Origin of the sequence: Aliinostoc sp. HNIBRCY26, assembly GCF_050235535.1 — a bacterium.
Taxonomy (GTDB): Bacteria; Cyanobacteriota; Cyanobacteriia; order Cyanobacteriales; family Nostocaceae; genus Trichormus.
Map to the genome: position 1 here is coordinate 6,330,713 of NZ_CP189852.1, position 16,628 is coordinate 6,347,340.

The following is a 16,628-nucleotide window of genomic DNA, read 5'->3' on the forward strand; positions in this document are numbered from 1 at the left end:
TTGGCTATAAGTTAATTTCACTTAACAGGACGTTGCGCTGCGTTTAAACACAACTTAAGAACTTAAAATTCATTTACAAACGCTATGTAATTAAATTTAGTAATTGTTTGTCACCAATCTTATCAATAGATTCTAGAATTTCTTCTTAAATTACTTAAAGATTTGTACTGTTCATGAGACAAATCAGATAGGATTTGCTGACAGTATTAGATACGGAAATAACTATAATGCGTGTCACTATCTGTGGCCATGCTGCTTTATATATCGAAACTATTGATCAACGCATCTTGCTTGATCCATGCTTTGCTGATGAACTTGTGGGCGGGACACTCACCTACTATCCAGGTCGGGTATTTAACTTAGATAAACTGCCCGACCTGACGGCTATAGTGGTGACACACGGACACTTTGATCACTTTCATCGTCCAACACTAGAACAATTGCCCCGTGAACTACCTGTGATTACAGCCGATGAGCCGGAACTGTTAGCACAGTTACAGCAAATGGGATTTGCCGATGTGAGAGTCTGTCAACCTTGGCAAGCGATCGCCCTCGGACAAACTCACTTACTCCCCACGCCTTCCGACCATGAAGAACCAGAATTTGGGTTAGTGGTGCGGGATGTGACAGGGACATTTTGGCACATGGCAGACGCAGAAGTTACGGTAGAAATTGGCGATCGCCTCACCCAAGCCTATGGTGCAATTGATCTGATTTCCACTAAGTATCAGCCAGTAGTCCGGGCTAGCATGGGCTATCAGCATGGCATGGGGGCAACGTTTGACCGAGAAGGGGTAGTGAGTTGGTTAGAAGCAGCTTGTGCCTGTAACCCGGCTTTAATCTTCCCCTACGCTTCCGGGCTGTGTTTTAATGGTCGCCATGCCTGGTTTAATCGTTATGCCTTCCCCTTAAGTGCAGAAGAAACAGTGCGCTTGTTGCAACGTCGCCTCGGCTCTCCAGAACGAGCCACAACAGTGCGTCCTGGCGATGTGATTGAACTTCAGGCTGGTCAGCATCCCCAGCGACATGAACAAGCAGCCGGTTTCGTCAAAGCCAAGCCTTCTCAGGTATTGCGCTGGCAACCTGTCGATATCAGCACCCTCACGGGACTATCAACACCAGAAGCACGGCGGACTCTACAACGACAACTAGAGGCGTTATTACTGACAGGAAAATTTGTCTCATGGCTGCAAAGCATAGTCAAACATACTGATACCATTTGGGCTAAGTTTCCCTCTGAGCAGGTTGTTTGGCAATTGGTAGTTCATGCTGGGGATGGCGAACTGTTAAACTATGCCATTGATTTTCGCTCTCAAGATTTGGCTGTGGTGTCCGGTGAACATCCAGAAGCCAACTTCTTTACCCACATTGCCGGACAAGCTTTGGCAGAAGTGATGACGGGCGAAAAACCAGGGCTAATTTTTTGGCTAGCTGGGGAGGTGCGGAGTTATGAAAAGGTGATTTGTCTCCGCAATGGTCGTTTTGCCGCTCCACAGTGGCCGGATATACCTGAAGATTTCCCCTCCGACCCCCTAACTTACTACCTCCGTCATTTTGGGGCGGGAAACATCCCTACTGAGCAGCTAGAGACAGCAGCGAATTCTCTTGGAAGTCCCGATGATATTCAGATTTTGACGCGTCTGGGGGAAAACGCAGGAGTCATCAGCAAAAAAGTTCTCTTGGCTTATTTGGCGGTGAAAGAAGCAGAACGTTTAGGGCTGAATATTTCTGATGCGGAAATTCAAGCCATGTCTGACTCGTTTCGAGAGCAGTTTAATTTGCAAGATAGCCAAGCTACAGAACAATGGTTAAAGGAAGCAGGATTAAGTCTAGAAGCATACTCGGCCGTGATGCGAGATTTCACTGCCGTCCTGAAGTTAGAACAGCATTACACTAGCGTTATTGAGCCGTGGCTGGCCAATCATCGCCGTGTGGCTACAGCTCGTTATGCGCGATCGCATCCAGACTCCACAGACAATGAATAATCGGCAAAGATTTGAGTTTGCCCCGGCTGCTATCTTACGGGCTGCGGCTTGGCCTATCGAAACTATTCAAGGTTTCGGAAATCCAGAACTCGCCCAATTGGCACTCGCAGCCAGCCGCAGTCAGGATGCTCACACCTGGAAAGAATACACAGATGCCTATCAACAGGTACACGCACAAGAGCGTGAAAGACTGTGGCAGATTACCGCAGGCGATTCCTGGTTTATGAAAGCATTGCTGTTGTCCAATCCATCCCTCGTCACCGAGGTAAAACGTGGGCTAACACTCCAAGAAGGGAAACGCACCAAAAAAATTCGCCATCTAGAAACAGCACTGTACCGTTTTCTCGCACGGGCGGCGGGACGCACCACACCCTATGGTTTATGGGCTGGTGTGGGTTTAGTCGAGTTGGGCAAGACAGCACAGCAAGCATCAACAAACGCCAAGTATACATTTACACCTGATTTGCGTCCTTGGCAAAGGATATTGCGAGCGATCGCCCACCGTACAGAATACCGTCAAGCAGCAACTTGGCGAATCAATCCTACCTTAAAGCGGCAAGCAGACGGCTCTTGGCGTTTTTGGGGGAGAAAGCCTGGTGGGTTAGTCGAACAGCGTGAAATTGATTCCCAAGAAATCGTAGATGTTCTTTTGGAGGAACTAATAAAATTAGAACTGGGAACATTAGATCAACTGTCCACAACAGTAGCAGTTTCACCCCGATGGCACTATGCAGCTAACATACAAGAGATTCTGCGTATTTTCATTGATGGGGGTGTGCTTGTAGGCGGACTAGACCTACCCTATCAATTTGCAAATCCCTGGCAAGCCTTAGTTCTAGTAGCAGACAACCTGATTGAGCCAGATCTCCATCTTTGGCACAAAGCTATTCACCAGATCCAGCAACTGAGCGATACTCTAGCGGCGCAGCTTGAGGTCATGTCTGTAGATGCACTAGGAGAGTATTTACAACAAGCCAAGACATATATTCAGGAACTCGCCCAGGGTCTTAGCGTTGAACTCATCCAGCTACCCGATCCAGTGCTGCACTGTGATTTGGAGCTACCATTGCGGATTACCCTTGATCAGACACAGCAAAATATTTTACTGCAAACACTCCGAGACTATGAAGACTGCTGGATTCAAGGCATTAGTCCAGCCTCAGCCTTGCGGATAGCATTCCGTGAGCGAATGCAACAAGAATTTGCAATGGGTGTAGCTCTTTGTGATCTAAAATCCAGCTTAACTGCCGAAATGACCAAAGCTCATAGTCATCCCGCAGTTGTCACCCGCATAGCAGAGTGGGAACGCTGTTTATCTCACGGCACAGAGGAATTTATTCTAGAAACTAATAACAATGGGTTAAATTCCCCTCTTTCTACAGCCCCTTTTGGTTGCTTGTTTGTCGGTTTATTTGCAGGAGGCAACCCCGATGCAACTTTTACTACCAAAGATAAAATCAACTGTTTCCCCCACACCCCTAAACCCTTAGAATTTTTAGTTCATGGCATTGGTGATGAACCCGTGCGAATCTTTGCCCGGTTTAGCGAATTACTCAAGTGTGATCATGTACTGCATTCTTGGTTTCAAACCAGACTGGAGGATTTGGCAACCCAACATCACATTCAGGTGGCAGAACTACAAACTCCCTTTGAGCATAACCCTAATGTCTTGGCTCGTCCTAATTTCGGGATTGTGCCGATTGAGTTGTGGGGCGCAAGTGCAGAGACTGCATCCCTAGCTGGTGCCAAAATTTTTCTTGATGCTAAAACACAGCTATCTTTCTTAAAACTGTCTGCCTTTACCAATCCAGTAGCAGTATTTTGGTTTTCCTCAGCTGCGATCGCCAATTTTGATCCTATATGTGAACAGTTACTTTGGACTACCTTTCAGGATAACCCGATGGCAGTTTTTCGTGCTGCTACACAGCCCATGCCAGTCGAACTCAGCACACCCCGCTTCACCCCCCGTGTACGACTACCAAAAAACGCTATTGTACGTCCCCGTCGTACTGTTTTGAGTGGGCAAACCTTAACGGAACTTGCCCAAATGCCTGCAATAGAGCGTTTTGCTAAGTGGCAACAATTAGCGGCTGAATATGGCTGGCCGATGCTGCTAAATCTGCAAATTGCGGGACAATATTCACTGTTGATACATCGGGATAGCCCCCTAGCCATAGAGTCCTTTTTCAAAAAAAACTTGTCAGCACAAACTCCCTGGCTAATTATCGAAGAGTTAGTCAATCAACCTTGGCTAGTTGACTCCCAAGGACAACATTACATAGCAGAACTAGCCATACCGTTTGCCCGCAGTGAACACGGCTGGGGGAAATTAAAAATCTAACTTAAAAGTGATGAGTGCTGAGTGCTGAGTGGGGAGTGATGAGTCAATTAGTGTTTGCTTCCTATGCTCCCCCATCCCCAATCCCCAATCCCCAATCCCTCTTCCCTCTTTCATCTATGACAATTCGCAGATTAAGTAACAAAATTAGATTCCAACTGATTTATCAGGATGAAACCAAATTTGGCAGTGCTGTCACTGGACAATGCGACACGACTATCCGGCGTTACTGCAAAAGCATCATGGCACACCGTCAACAATATGGTCTGGCAGATGTGGTGGCGCATTCACGGGAATTACTGGCAGCAACCATGATTCCTGGTGGACTGGCAGATTTGTATGCAAGTCCTGGGGTACTGCGAGAAGATTGGCTTTATCCCGATAGTCAAGCTGTTCAACCCGTTGTATTGCAATTGGAACACAATATTGGTGAAAGTATCGCCACCCTTAAACTATCGCCCCATCTCTTATCTGATTTAGCTTCATATTTAGGTGAATGGCAACAAGGAAGTCATGCTCCGACTACAACCGTGGCTCGTGAGTTATGGGATGTGTTAAATGATTATGGCGCACTGGTTCAAGAGGCTATGCCTGCAACGTCTCTATCAAGTCATGCTACCTTTGTCGGTCACTCAACTCTACAATTTAGTGATGGCAACTCTAGTATTTTGTTTGATCCATTTGTGTTGCCCAAGTCTGAGGTTTATCCACCCAACTATCAACCCCTCAGCCTAGAGGAACTAGGACAACCTGATGCCGTATTTATCACCCATTCTCATCCTGATCATTTTGATTTAGGCACATTGCTGAGACTTGGTGCTAACACAGCAATCTTTGTGCCTGAAGTGCAGCGAGAATCTGTATTGGCAATTGACATGGCATTGCGGCTGCGTCAGTTGGGGTTTGATAATGTTCACACCCTGAGCTGGTTTGAAGAAAGGCAAATTGGCGGGATCAGAGTTATTGCCTTGCCATTTTACGGTGAACAGGCTACCGTCGGGGAAGTCCTGCACCCAGAGATTCGTAATCAGGGTAACACCTATCTGGTTGAGTATTGCGATCGCCGTGTGGCACTAACCGCCGATTCTGGGCGTGACTATCTGGGAAATGTCAAAGAACTAGCAGATACAGCCAAAGAGCGTTATGGTTCGCTTGATATTCTCTTCGGTGGCTATCGTGGTTTTGGACTCTATCCAATTCAGTATCTATTTTCCTCAGTTGCCCGGTATTTGACTTTTGTACCTGAAAAGATTTGGCAAGTCCGGCAAAAAATGATGTGCGATGCCGATGATGTCATTGATGTCGCTGAAATCTGGAATGCTAAACGGCTTGTACCGTACTCCGATGGGGGTGCGCCTTGGTTTTGGCAACGTGGTCTTGGCCCTTGTCTAGATGGATCACAACCACACATTATGGCAGTTGATCCTACCCCAGACCATGTTTGTCAGGTAGCCAGTCAGCGTTCAGGGACTCGCAAAGATGGAGCGATCGCATCTCCCGTATCAATTTGTCTGCTGCGCCCTGGGGATGCTCTCATGTTTTCACAAGCAGATATTTCAGTTAAAAATCAGTCTTGGCCTTATGTAAATTCTTCAGGCTCTAAAACTAGGTAATCTTAATATTTCAAACAAAGAAAATATCCTACTCATCAATTATTAAAGCTACAATACAACCCTGATTTTTTACCATTTTGCTTGTAAGTAAAAACCACGAATTCCACCACCAGCAGTAGTTTGAGGTGCGCCTCTATTGGGTGCAATAAATGGTTGATTAGTTTTTAGATGGGGCATTTTTAGCACAGGTGTTAACTCAAATTGCGGCTCTGGATTCGCTTTTGTGGATACACCAGAAATAACAGATAATCCCAAAAAAATAAAAATTGATGTCACACTTAAAATTTGATTTAGAGTATTCATATATTTTCTTGCTATTAATAAACACAACACTCTTTTGCAGAGTTGCAATTTCTTGCCCCCTACATAAGCGCATATTTTGTGTAGTTGAAAATCTCTATATATTTAAATTCACCCGATAAGAAAGGTTTTACGCAAACAATAACTACCCTCTATACTTTCGGCAATAAAATATGGGCATGGGAGCAAAATTTCTCCTACACCCCCACACCCTTACACCATTTCACGAAAAATATGATACAGATGTAAATCCTGAAAACCTTGCTGCATCTGAGTTTTTTAATTGCGGTAGCGTCTCGGAGAGAAGCGGGACGTACCTGGAGGGGAAGCAAGCTACGCGTTAGCGTTTCGGAGAGAGTTTAAATAACAACGGTGACACCGATAACAATACCAAAAAAACTGACGCGAGTATAAAAGAGGACGCGTCGCTTCCTTCTAAAGCGGTTTTTCCGGAAGCACCCAACCAAGTATAAGCAATCGTCCCTGGAATGACTCCAATTAAGGTTCCAAGGGTATAAATCTTCAGGTTGATTGCGGTTAGTGCCAATAAAAAGTTAATAATATTAAACGGAGCAATCGGGGCAAAGCGCAGAGATAGAACTAAGAAAAAGGGATTGCGTTCAAGTGCTTGATGCCATTTTTGCAGCAGTTTATGTTGACCGAATTTTGCTACTGCCCAATCTCGAAATAGGTATCGAGTCAGACAAAATGCTCCTACTGCTCCCAATGTTGCGCCTAATGTAGACCAAAGGCTTCCCCATCCCAAACCAAAAACTACACCTCCAGTTAAGGTATGAATTGTTATCGGTAAACCTAAGACTGTAACCAATACGTAGGTGAAGATAAATAAGGGAACAGCCCAAATACCTAGTCTTTGCAACCAAAATGAGAGAATCTCTTGATTGAGCAAATTCCGTAAGGGAGTTGTGAAAAAGAGTAAGATTGCACTCAGCAGTAGTAATATCTGGAAATTTTTGCGGAGTAGACGCTTTAATCTCACGGAACTACACTCCGTCCTGACTGGTTGACGAGTGCATTAATGTTTTACGTAAATCAACTGCGTGAAAGATACTCAAAATATCACATTGCCAAGTTGGTAACAACAGCGTCATAGCAATTTCTTCTAAACTATTGAGCCAACAAAGCGCGATCGCAAACCAAAGGGTGTTTACGTAACCAAAACCAAATAGCCCCACAGTCGCCGCAAGTAGGGCTAATCCCCATGCTTTAGCAGTGTAGGTATGGAAACTAGGGAATTTTTGAAACTTGATTAAACTAATTGCGAATAATATGAGTTGGATAGCGATCGCAGACAATAAAGGTACTCGAAAATCGATGATTACTTGGGGATATACTAACCAGGTACTAATAGCCACACACAAATACAAACAAATATCAGCCCAGCTATCTGCTTGACGAAGTTGGGTTGTACTAACCTTTAAGCGACGGGCAATAATACCATCAAAAATGTCTGAAAGTACGGCAATAATGTAACCAATGATGAACCAAAAACTGGTTTTATGGTCTAAAGCATCGAAAACTAGTAAAGGAGCTAGAGCGAAGCGCATCCCCACTAAAATACTCGGAAGATGTGACAGTTTGATCATCGTTCCCCACTTTCCTGAAATTAATTAAATTAGGATAAAAACTGTAATAAAATCGACAAATTTGCTACAAGTATAACAATACAGCAGTGCAAGAGCGATCGCTTTTCCATGCTTGGCAACGCTACCGCGCACTACCCTAAGCCATCTGTCGCGCCATCAAATTCGCAAATAACCCTTGTTGTGAAACTAATTCCTCAAACTTACCTTGCTGGACAACTCGACCGGCTTCAATCACATAAATTCTGTCAGCATTGCGGATGGTACTGAGGCGATGGGCAATTACTATACGCGTGACTCCTAAATTATCTAAGCTGTTGCTGACTATAGCTTGGGTACGATTATCTAAAGCACTGGTGGCTTCATCAAAAATCAGAATTTTGGGTTTCAATACCAAAGCACGGGCTATTAATAGTCTCTGTCTTTGTCCACCAGACAGGTTTGTACCACCCTCGGAAATGACTGTGTGCATTTCCATTGGCATTAATTGAATATCATCCGCCAACCCGGCCATGCGTGCAGCTTCCCAAGCTTCATCCATTGTCACCAATGCACCGCTAGAAATATTCTCAAAAATAGAAGCACTATTAATCCGCCCATTTTGCAGGACTACACCAATCTGTCGGCGCACTGCTGATATATCTAATCCTGATAAATCTTGACCATCGTAGTAAATTGTCCCGTCTTTTGGTGTTTCAAACCCCAACAACATCCTCATAATTGTCGATTTACCACTGCCAGAAGGCCCTACTAAGGCAATAAACTCTCTTGCTTCAGCCTCAATGGTGACATCATCTAAATTCAGGGGGCCGTCTTCTCGATAACGGAATGTTACATGATCAATCTTGACTTTACCCGTTAACCGTCCAGGGTCGCTTTTGTTGAGATCAATTTCTGGTTGTGCTTGAAAGATGGGTTTGGCTCGTTCCCAAAAAATGCTGATGTCTAATATGCTAACTATGGTGTTACTCAGTTGTGTTGCACCCAAGATAAAGATAGCGAAGGCTGAGTTAAACGCTAAAAATGTCCCTGTGGATAATCCGGCACTGCCTTGAGACGGGGCTTGTGTAATTAATAGCACTGCCAGCCAAAAGATGATGATGGAAGTGATTGTTGGCATGACAGTATTAAATATAGCTAAGATGTCTTCTACTACTTCTGTACTTAGTTTGAGTTTGAGTTGCTGACTATACTTTTTTGCCCAGTAAGCAAAGGCGCGGTCTTCGGCACTGCTGACACGAAGTTTAGACACGCCTGCAACCATCTGGACGGTAAAACCAAATATCTCTCCTTCTATTTCTTCTAAAACACGCAATTTCTGGCGGGTAAGTATACCGGAGACAGTGGTAAAGATGATTGTCACCAGTGCTACTGCTAACACAACTAAAGCCAAACTAGAACTGTAGACAAACAACAGTCCCAAATTCAGCAGGGAGAAGAAACTAGTAAAGATGGTGCGTAATACTGTGTCGCCAAGTTTCTGCCGAATTTGAGTGATAGCGGAAACACGAGATTGTAAATCCCCTATGGAATACTGCCGAAAGAAAGATACCCGCAAATTCAATAATCTATCCCACAGGGCAGCTTGGGAATCTAAACTACCTTTACTGTCTAGTCGCAGTCCGGCAAACCCTTGGGCAGTTTGAAAAACTACTGTGCCGAAAGTGGCTGCTAACAGACCTAAGCTGATTTGAAATAACAAGCCTCGGTCTGCATCAGGAATGACTGCATCGATGAGAATGGCGGTGGCTAAGGGCGTTAACATCCCTAGTAATGCGGCGATTGTTCCTGTCAGGAGGATGATGATCAGTTCTCGTATCTGTCCCTTGAAAGCAAACTTTAACACATCGATCGCAGTTAAATTTTGATCAGGTAGGGAACGATAAAACACATAGGCAAAGGGAGCTAGTTGTTGAGCCGTATAATCATTGACAGGAATACGGGTATGATTTTCTGGGTCAAAAATTTCGTATTTTCTGGTTCCTGCTGGTAAAATCGCTACTGGGCGATTATCTTTGTGCGTATATGCCAGTAGAGGACTAGTATCCTTTAGCCACCATTGATTGTTGAGTAATACTCGCCGCATCCGAAGGCGAGAGGCACGGGCGATCGCTTCTAGGGGTTCTTTAATCCGATTCATCTCTTCGGAACGCGCCGGAGGCAAAATCTTCATGCCTAATGCCCTACCTACTGCACCTGCGGCAATTAACAGGGGTGTCCCAGTTTGTAACAGTTCTGCTTGTTTGGGTTTGAGAACCGATGCCAAATTCCCTAAAGCACCAACTTTGACTTGATGGTTAAATTGTTCTCGTGCTTGGAATTGCTCTAATTTAGTGGCTAACTCCTCTTGTTCTATCTGCACGAGAATTTGGCAAAAATCGCTGTGTAGTTGATTGAGAGTTAGTTGGATGCTATCCCAATTATTCACCTCATCAGGATGGGAGAATATAGGAGGAATGACACAGCGATCGCCTACACAACCACAGATATTTTTCCCCCAAGTCTGCACTAACTCCAGCCACCCTTGAGACTGATCAGTTAATTGCCACAGTACAGTCTCTTCCATTGCTACGGCTAAAATTTTATGGGTCTGAGTGGCTATGCCAAACAATGCTTCCCCTGGATTGACAGCAAATAGATAACGGCGTACTCCGTCAATTCCTTCGTGAATGGGAATCGCAAACAGCGCGATCGCACCTGATTTCATCTGCCAAACGGTGTGCGGATCGTCTAATAACAAGGACTGATTGCTGGTGAGCAATAACTGGGAATCATTCATTTGGACTTATGGCATTTTGCAATTGCACTGCTACTTCTGGGGGTATGTTAGTAAAGCGAATATAAAAACTATTTGGTTCTGCTGTTTTGTCTAAGACTTTAGCATAGATGTCTTCAGTAATTGTGGTATGAGGGGGTAGAAAAAAGTTTAATTTTAAATTGGTAAATGGTGGCAAAACTACGGGATTTATTGTTGAATCATGGCATATTTGCGCGCCTGTGGCTGACAGCTTAACTAAGTTCCCTCTGCTCACACTTCTATCTACGTCTTTACCATCCAAAATTGCATACTGTAGGGGAATTGCGACTGGTAGTTGCGAAAATATTTCTGCTTCTTGTACCAGATATAAATTGTATTCTCCAGCGATGCCACCAATTTCATATATTTTTATGGGTTGTGTCACCCCTTTGGCTTGTACTTCTTTAACGTCCAAAATTTGGGCGATCGCACCAACTTCATTAATAGTTGATTCGGAAACAAAAATTTGTCCACCAACTGTATAAGATTCAATACGATAAGTTAAATTTACTTGACTACCAATAATTCCATATTTAGTGCGTTTTTCTGAACCAATATTACCTACTACTACTTCTGCTGTATTAATCCCAATGCCCATTTCCAGTTTTGGTAATCCCATTTGCTGGATTTTTTGATTCACCTCTGCCATTACTAACTGCATCGCTACTGCACAAGCAATTGCTCTAGTCGCATCATCATTTCTAGTAATAGGCGCACCAAATAAAACTAAAATACCATCACCCATAAACTCATCAATAGTTCCTTGATATTGAGTAATGACATCTGCCATATATCCCAAATAAAGATTAATAATTCTCAGGACTTCTTCTGCCGATAATCTCTCAGATGTCGCAGTAAATCCCCTTAAATCAGAAGTGAGAATTGTGATTTTTTTGCGTTCTCCACCCAGTTTTAAACCTTCAGGATTTTCTAGTAAATTGGCGACTACTTCATCGGTAAGGTAACGACCAAAGGTTTTGCGAATAGCTCCCGCAGTTCTAGCAACATAAGCAGTTACAGCAATTCCCGAACCAATTAATGTCATTAATGGTGGGACGAAAGGAATCCACCATCCTGCCAAAAAAGCTAGATAACTAATACCTATGAGACTACATCCAGCCAGCAATAAGCTAATAATAGGTAAAAGTGATTTTCTTTTAGAAGTGCCACTATATCTTTGTTGCCATCTTAAGGTTGCTCCTATCAATGCCCACAGAAAAATCCATAACCATTCTTGTGGTTTATTCCAAGTTTTAATTAATGGTCGATTATCTAAAGTCGCACTTAAAATTTGACTGATAGCATGAGCATGAATTGCTACGCCTGCCATGCGTTTTGGTGCTGTTAATATTGTGCTGCTGGCGGGTGTATAGAATAGGTCTTTGAGACTTTCAGCCGTGGAGCCAATTAACACAATGCGTCCCTTGAATAAATCCTGGGGTATGCGATTTTCTAACACATCTACAATTGATATCTGCTGAAAACTTGGTTGAGCATGACGATAATTGATTAGTACCTGATAACCTTGGTCTTCGGCTCGCACATAACCACCATCATTACTTGTAAATAAGGGGTAAATGACATTACCTGTTTTGACTAAAAAATCATCGGTTTGTCCGACCTCTATATGGCGATCGCTCAAATCAAGATAAGCTAATTTAAAGGCAAAACTAAATATATTTTCTCCATTTTTATCAGCTAAATACAGTAAACTACGACGAACTTTTCCATCCCCATCTAAAGGAAAATCGTTTGCACCTACTTGTCCGAGTTTTTTCAGTGCTGGCGGTGGTGCAACTGCTGAACTATCATCACTTTCCGCAACTTTCTGTATCCCAACTAAATTGGGTGTAGTCTCAAAGATTTTCACTAATGAATCATGACCAGAACCTACTGGTAAATCTCGATATAAATCTAGACCAATGGCACTGGGTTGTTGTTGTTTGATATTTCCTAAAATCTGGGAAAGTAAGCCATCCGGTAAAGGCCAATTACCATTTTTACCGAGCTTCTGTACATCCGATTCATTAATTTCCACAATGACAATGCGCGAGTCTAGAGATTCTGGAGGACGTAACAGAAACATTTGATCCAGTGCGGCTAATTCTAACATCTGCAATAGTCCACTCAAGCGCAGAATGAACACAAATATACCTACGCTGGGAGCAGTAATTAAGATACCGCGCCATTGCCAAATTTGTTTTTTAATTTGACTCCACATGAGATTACATCAATTCGCAATTCGCAATTCGCAATTCGCAATTTGCAATTTGCAATTCGCATTTTTCGCATTGTAACGAGGATTTAGACCCCTACATTTTGTTAATTCAAAATTCAAAAAAGAGCATTTAACGCGTACTCTCACATTCATATCTGTGGTTTTATTGTACAATCTGGGCATTTTCTAAATTATTGATTGAGCAAAGGTTGAGAAACTAAGTTTTTTAAGCCGACTGACTCTAAAAAGGCTTGCCAATTTGCTGTGACTTGGCGATCGCTAGGATGCGCTAGACGTTGTTGTACTAAGGTATGCAATGCTTCATGCCAAATGCCAGCATTGGCGTACACTTGGGATAGTTGCTGGGGATTTGTCCTGGCTAGCTGCTGGGATAAAGCTGGGGTGGCTGGGATACGTTCTACCCAACCATCTACGGTAATTTCTTTTTCTTCTTCAGGATTGCAGGCGATCGCAAAATACCAGTGATACTTTTTACCAACTTTCAGGCTAGATGCGCTAGATGGCAGAGTAAAACCCATAATTCCCGTTTCTTTAGGAAGTTTAACAGTTGTTTCGTAGACTACACCTTGATCATCTAGTAATGAAAAGTGTGCCGTTTGTACGCTAACCTGCGGCACAAACCAGTAAAAACTAGGACGTTCAGCCAAAGTTAAACCGAATTTATTTTGCGGTATTAAGGGCTGTATAGTTTCTTTACTTGCTAACTCACAGAAATCTCCACGGCTTCCCCCACCAGCAGTTGTGCGGGGTGCTTGGCGATTTGGAGGGATAAATTTCTGGCTGATTTGCCCGTTTTGCCATCTTCGTGGTGATTCAGCTATGCCTTTGGGCAAACTAGAAATGCTTAATAATCCTAGAGAGAGGGAAACTGCTGTCAGATTTATAAATTTTCTTATCAAATTCATATTAAGTTAGGTTAATTTTCCAGCCTCTAAAAACAACAACTATATTTGCTAATGCCAAAGGTGATATTAATTTAAATTAATTACCTATATTAAAACTAATACTACCTGATTGTCCAAAAATAAATTTTAACTTAACTATTATGCCAACTTTACAAGCTGACATTTGATTGCAATAGATAACTTAATTTCACTCATCATCAATTTTAGACAATATGGTCAGACAAATACTAGCTAATTTTCCTCATTTCCTAGCTTTGGGAGATAGAGATATTGATTGGATGCTTAGTGTAAGTAGATTCATAGAATATCATACGGATGAAGTTCTGATTCAAGAAGGTCAAGCAGTTATCAATACGATAGAAATTTTATTAGCAGGTGCATTAAGTGTTCGTGTTTCTCCCACTGGAAATATAGAAGATGCGGTGGAAATTGATCGGGTAGCGGCGGGAGAAATTGCCGAATCTCTATCTTTTATAGATCATCGTCCCCCTTCTATTAGTTGCATAGCCTTAGAAAACTCACGCGTGTTATCGCTACCTCGACTGGCATTAATTCAAAAGTTAGAGCAAGATAAAGCATTTGCTGCTCGTTTTTATCAAATGCTGTCTATGTCACTATCAAAGCAATTGCGAAGATTAACTGATTTTCTTGCTAAAAATAACGTTGTTCCTGGTGAACCATTACGCAAAGTTTTATTTGTATTTGCCATCTTGAATGATAGCGATATTGATTGGATGATTTCCCAAGGAATCAGACAGCAAGTTAATCCGGGAACGATCCTGATTGAGGAAGGTAAACCTGTTGAGGCATTATATATATTATTAGATGGTAAATTAGGAATTTTTGTTAGCACACCACAGAATGAACTGACTCAAAAGGAAATTGCTAAATCAGTCAAAGGTGAAATTCTAGGAGAAATGTCTTTTGTAGAAATGACAAATGCTTCTGCCACAGTTAAAGCCGGAGAATCTTCAGTGTTATTGGCACTACCACAGGCAATATTAGCAGCAAAATTAAAGCAGGATACAGGATTTACAGCCCGTTTTTATCGAGCGATCGCGGTGGTTTTAACAGATAGAATCCGTGATCGATTATTCCGGCGAGGATTTGGCAAATTAGCTTACCAATTAGATGAACTTTTATCTGAAAATATCGAAGTTGAAGATGAAATCGACTTAGATACATTAGACAATACTGCCCTAGCAGGTGCTAGATTTGACTGGATGATTAAACGACTCAATAGGCAATCTTGAACAACAAAAGGTCAACTATACCCAATTCCAAGCTCCAAATAAATGGCTGATAAAGAAAGTATATTTCGCAAAGAATCACTGGAGCGGTTATCTTCTCCAGAAAGATTGGATCAATTAATGCAAATAGTTAACCCTTTAGATTGGCTACCTTTGGCCACTTTGGGTGGTTTTATCGTTTTGGGGTTAGTTTGGAGTATCTTTGGCCGGATTCCCATTACAGTGTCAGGTAAGGGAATACTGATTAAACCTAATCAAGTTGTAACTTTTGAGTCTCCCATCTCTGGACAATTGAAAAGTCTGAATGTGAAAACCGGACAATGTATCGAAAAAGGACATATTATTGCCACAATTGATCCTACTGATCTCAAACAACAATTGCGGCTCCAACGCTCCAAATTGGCGCAATTACAAACACAAGAACGGGATTCTATTTTACTTCAGCGACAACGTACCGCCAAGGAAAAAGAAGCGATCGCATCTGCTAGAGCCAGTTACATTCAACGGTTGCGAGATACCCAAACTCTCACGCCTGCGTTTTATGAAAAAGGCTTAAATGCGATTCGTCAACAGCGTATTAGTTTACAGCAACGCCTCAAGGATGCTACGGAACTTGTACCTGTCCTGCAAGATAGATTTCAGAAACGTCAGCAGCTTTTAGATGCAGGCGCAATTGCTAAAGATACCGTGTTACAAGCAGAGCAAGAATATAAACAAGGGTTACAAACCGTCTATGATATCCAAGCACAACTCAAGCAGTTAGATGTGCAAGAAACAGAAGCACAGCAGAGATACTTAGGAAATCTCAGTTCTGTCGGTGAATTGCAAGCACAATTAAAAGACTTAGAAACGAGGAGTAAACGTATTGATCAAGAAAACGCAGAAAATATTAATACTAAAGTTAATCAAATTCAGGATACCAATCGAGCGATCGCCCAACTAGAAAAACAAATATTAGATAATAGTCAAATTATTAGCCTCAGTAGTGGTTGTGTATTAGAAGTTTCAACTTTTGTTGGTCAAGTTGCTAGTCCCGGAACTCCGCTTGTATCTGTCAACACCAGCAACAACAACACTCCCCTCATTGCCATCTCCTACTTTAACGTCAAAGATGGCAAACTGATTCAACCAGGAATGACCCTACAAATTACCCCCGACTCCGTCAAAAGAGAACGCTTCGGTGGTATTGTGGCTCAAGTCACCTCTGTTTCCTCTTTACCTGTAACTAAAGAAGGTGCAAATTCGCTGATTGGCAATCCTGACTTAGTGTCAAAAATCTTACCAACTGGCGGCGGAGATATGGAAGTGCGAGCAGAAATGGTCATTGACTCATCTACCTTTAGCGGTTATCGTTGGTCTTCCTCCCAGGGGCCAAAATTAAACATTTCTGCGGGAACAACTACCACTGTGCGGGTAAAAGTAGCAGAGCAGGCCCCCATTACTTTTGTTTTGCCCATTCTCCGCGAATTTACTGGAATTAACTAAACAAATCTAGCGATTCTGTTCCCTCCCTTGAGCAATGAATTTAATCGTCTCACTCTCCCAACTCAATCCCCTTCGCAAACAAACACCACCGCCAGAATTAGGAACAGCACAA

At 42.8% G+C, this 16,628-nt stretch carries 11 protein-coding genes; 5 read left to right on the forward strand and 6 right to left on the reverse strand.

Annotated features, from left to right (window positions below; all coding sequences use genetic code 11):
- The first annotated feature begins 227 nt into the window (after positions 1-227).
- Genes ACQFX9_RS26700 through ACQFX9_RS26710 form a run of 3 tightly spaced genes read left to right on the forward strand, consistent with a single transcriptional unit; the run spans position 228 to position 5,936 of the window.
- Entirely contained in the window at positions 228-1,985 is a 1,758-nt protein-coding gene (locus tag ACQFX9_RS26700) for an MBL fold metallo-hydrolase (RefSeq protein WP_427159570.1), read from the forward strand.
- Positions 1,930-4,326, forward strand: a complete 2,397-nt coding sequence (locus ACQFX9_RS26705; protein WP_427159571.1) for a lantibiotic dehydratase — start codon at positions 1,930-1,932, stop codon at positions 4,324-4,326. The genes ACQFX9_RS26700 and ACQFX9_RS26705 overlap by 56 nt, the downstream gene beginning before the upstream one ends.
- 38 nt (positions 4,327-4,364) lie before the next feature.
- Positions 4,365-5,936 carry an MBL fold metallo-hydrolase gene (locus ACQFX9_RS26710; RefSeq protein ID WP_427159572.1) on the forward strand — a complete coding sequence of 524 codons (1,572 nt, stop codon included), beginning with the start codon at positions 4,365-4,367 and terminating at the stop codon, positions 5,934-5,936.
- A gap of 69 nt (positions 5,937-6,005) precedes the next feature.
- Here the strand turns inward: ACQFX9_RS26710 and ACQFX9_RS26715 are convergent, their stop codons facing one another.
- The 6 genes from ACQFX9_RS26715 to ACQFX9_RS26740 all read right to left on the reverse strand — a co-directional run bounded on the left by ACQFX9_RS26715 (position 6,006) and on the right by ACQFX9_RS26740 (position 13,781).
- Positions 6,006-6,239 (reverse strand): hypothetical protein, encoded by a 234-nt coding sequence (locus ACQFX9_RS26715; RefSeq protein WP_427159573.1) that lies wholly within the window; start codon positions 6,237-6,239, stop codon positions 6,006-6,008.
- Between the two features lie 337 nt (positions 6,240-6,576).
- A complete protein-coding gene (locus ACQFX9_RS26720; protein ID WP_427159574.1) occupies positions 6,577-7,236 on the reverse strand; it encodes a TVP38/TMEM64 family protein in 660 nt (219 codons plus the stop codon).
- Positions 7,237-7,240: 4 nt separating this feature from the next.
- The gene (locus ACQFX9_RS26725; protein ID WP_427159575.1) at positions 7,241-7,843 is read right to left on the reverse strand and encodes a CDP-alcohol phosphatidyltransferase family protein; all 603 of its coding nucleotides are present in this window, start codon (positions 7,841-7,843) and stop codon (positions 7,241-7,243) included.
- A 136-nt stretch (positions 7,844-7,979) separates the two neighbouring features.
- Positions 7,980-10,619, reverse strand: coding sequence for an NHLP bacteriocin export ABC transporter permease/ATPase subunit (locus tag ACQFX9_RS26730; protein ID WP_427159576.1), 2,640 nt, complete (start codon positions 10,617-10,619; stop codon positions 7,980-7,982).
- Positions 10,612-12,858: a CHASE2 domain-containing protein gene (locus ACQFX9_RS26735; RefSeq protein WP_427159577.1), complete on the reverse strand. Its 2,247-nt coding sequence runs from the start codon at positions 12,856-12,858 to the stop codon at positions 10,612-10,614. Before ACQFX9_RS26735 ends, ACQFX9_RS26730 begins: the two co-directional genes overlap by 8 nt.
- Positions 12,859-13,046: 188 nt before the next feature.
- A complete protein-coding gene (locus ACQFX9_RS26740; RefSeq protein ID WP_427159578.1) occupies positions 13,047-13,781 on the reverse strand; it encodes a DUF928 domain-containing protein in 735 nt (244 codons plus the stop codon).
- Positions 13,782-13,993: 212 nt separating this feature from the next.
- Here ACQFX9_RS26740 and ACQFX9_RS26745 point away from each other — a divergent pair, with 212 nt between their 5' ends.
- On the forward strand, positions 13,994-15,034 hold the full coding sequence (locus ACQFX9_RS26745) for a cyclic nucleotide-binding domain-containing protein (RefSeq protein ID WP_427159579.1): 1,041 nt from the start codon (positions 13,994-13,996) through the stop codon (positions 15,032-15,034).
- 42 nt (positions 15,035-15,076) lie between these two features.
- Positions 15,077-16,516, forward strand: coding sequence for an NHLP bacteriocin system secretion protein (locus tag ACQFX9_RS26750; RefSeq protein WP_427159580.1), 1,440 nt, complete (start codon positions 15,077-15,079; stop codon positions 16,514-16,516).
- Positions 16,517-16,628: the final 112 nt, after the last annotated feature.

Bases quoted from the DNA above. Each gene is read 5' to 3' on its own strand.
- ACQFX9_RS26710 (WP_427159572.1), top strand. From the start codon at position 4,365: ATGAGTCAATTAGTGTTTGCTTCCTATGCTCCCCCATCCCCAATCCCC.
- ACQFX9_RS26700 (WP_427159570.1), top strand. From the start codon at position 228: ATGCGTGTCACTATCTGTGGCCATGCTGCTTTATATATCGAAACTATT.
- ACQFX9_RS26715 (WP_427159573.1), bottom strand. From the start codon at position 6,239: ATGAATACTCTAAATCAAATTTTAAGTGTGACATCAATTTTTATTTTT.
- ACQFX9_RS26740 (WP_427159578.1), bottom strand. From the start codon at position 13,781: ATGAATTTGATAAGAAAATTTATAAATCTGACAGCAGTTTCCCTCTCT.
- ACQFX9_RS26730 (WP_427159576.1), bottom strand. From the start codon at position 10,619: ATGAATGATTCCCAGTTATTGCTCACCAGCAATCAGTCCTTGTTATTA.
- ACQFX9_RS26735 (WP_427159577.1), bottom strand. From the start codon at position 12,858: ATGTGGAGTCAAATTAAAAAACAAATTTGGCAATGGCGCGGTATCTTA.
- ACQFX9_RS26745 (WP_427159579.1), top strand. From the start codon at position 13,994: ATGGTCAGACAAATACTAGCTAATTTTCCTCATTTCCTAGCTTTGGGA.
- ACQFX9_RS26725 (WP_427159575.1), bottom strand. From the start codon at position 7,843: ATGATCAAACTGTCACATCTTCCGAGTATTTTAGTGGGGATGCGCTTC.
- ACQFX9_RS26750 (WP_427159580.1), top strand. From the start codon at position 15,077: ATGGCTGATAAAGAAAGTATATTTCGCAAAGAATCACTGGAGCGGTTA.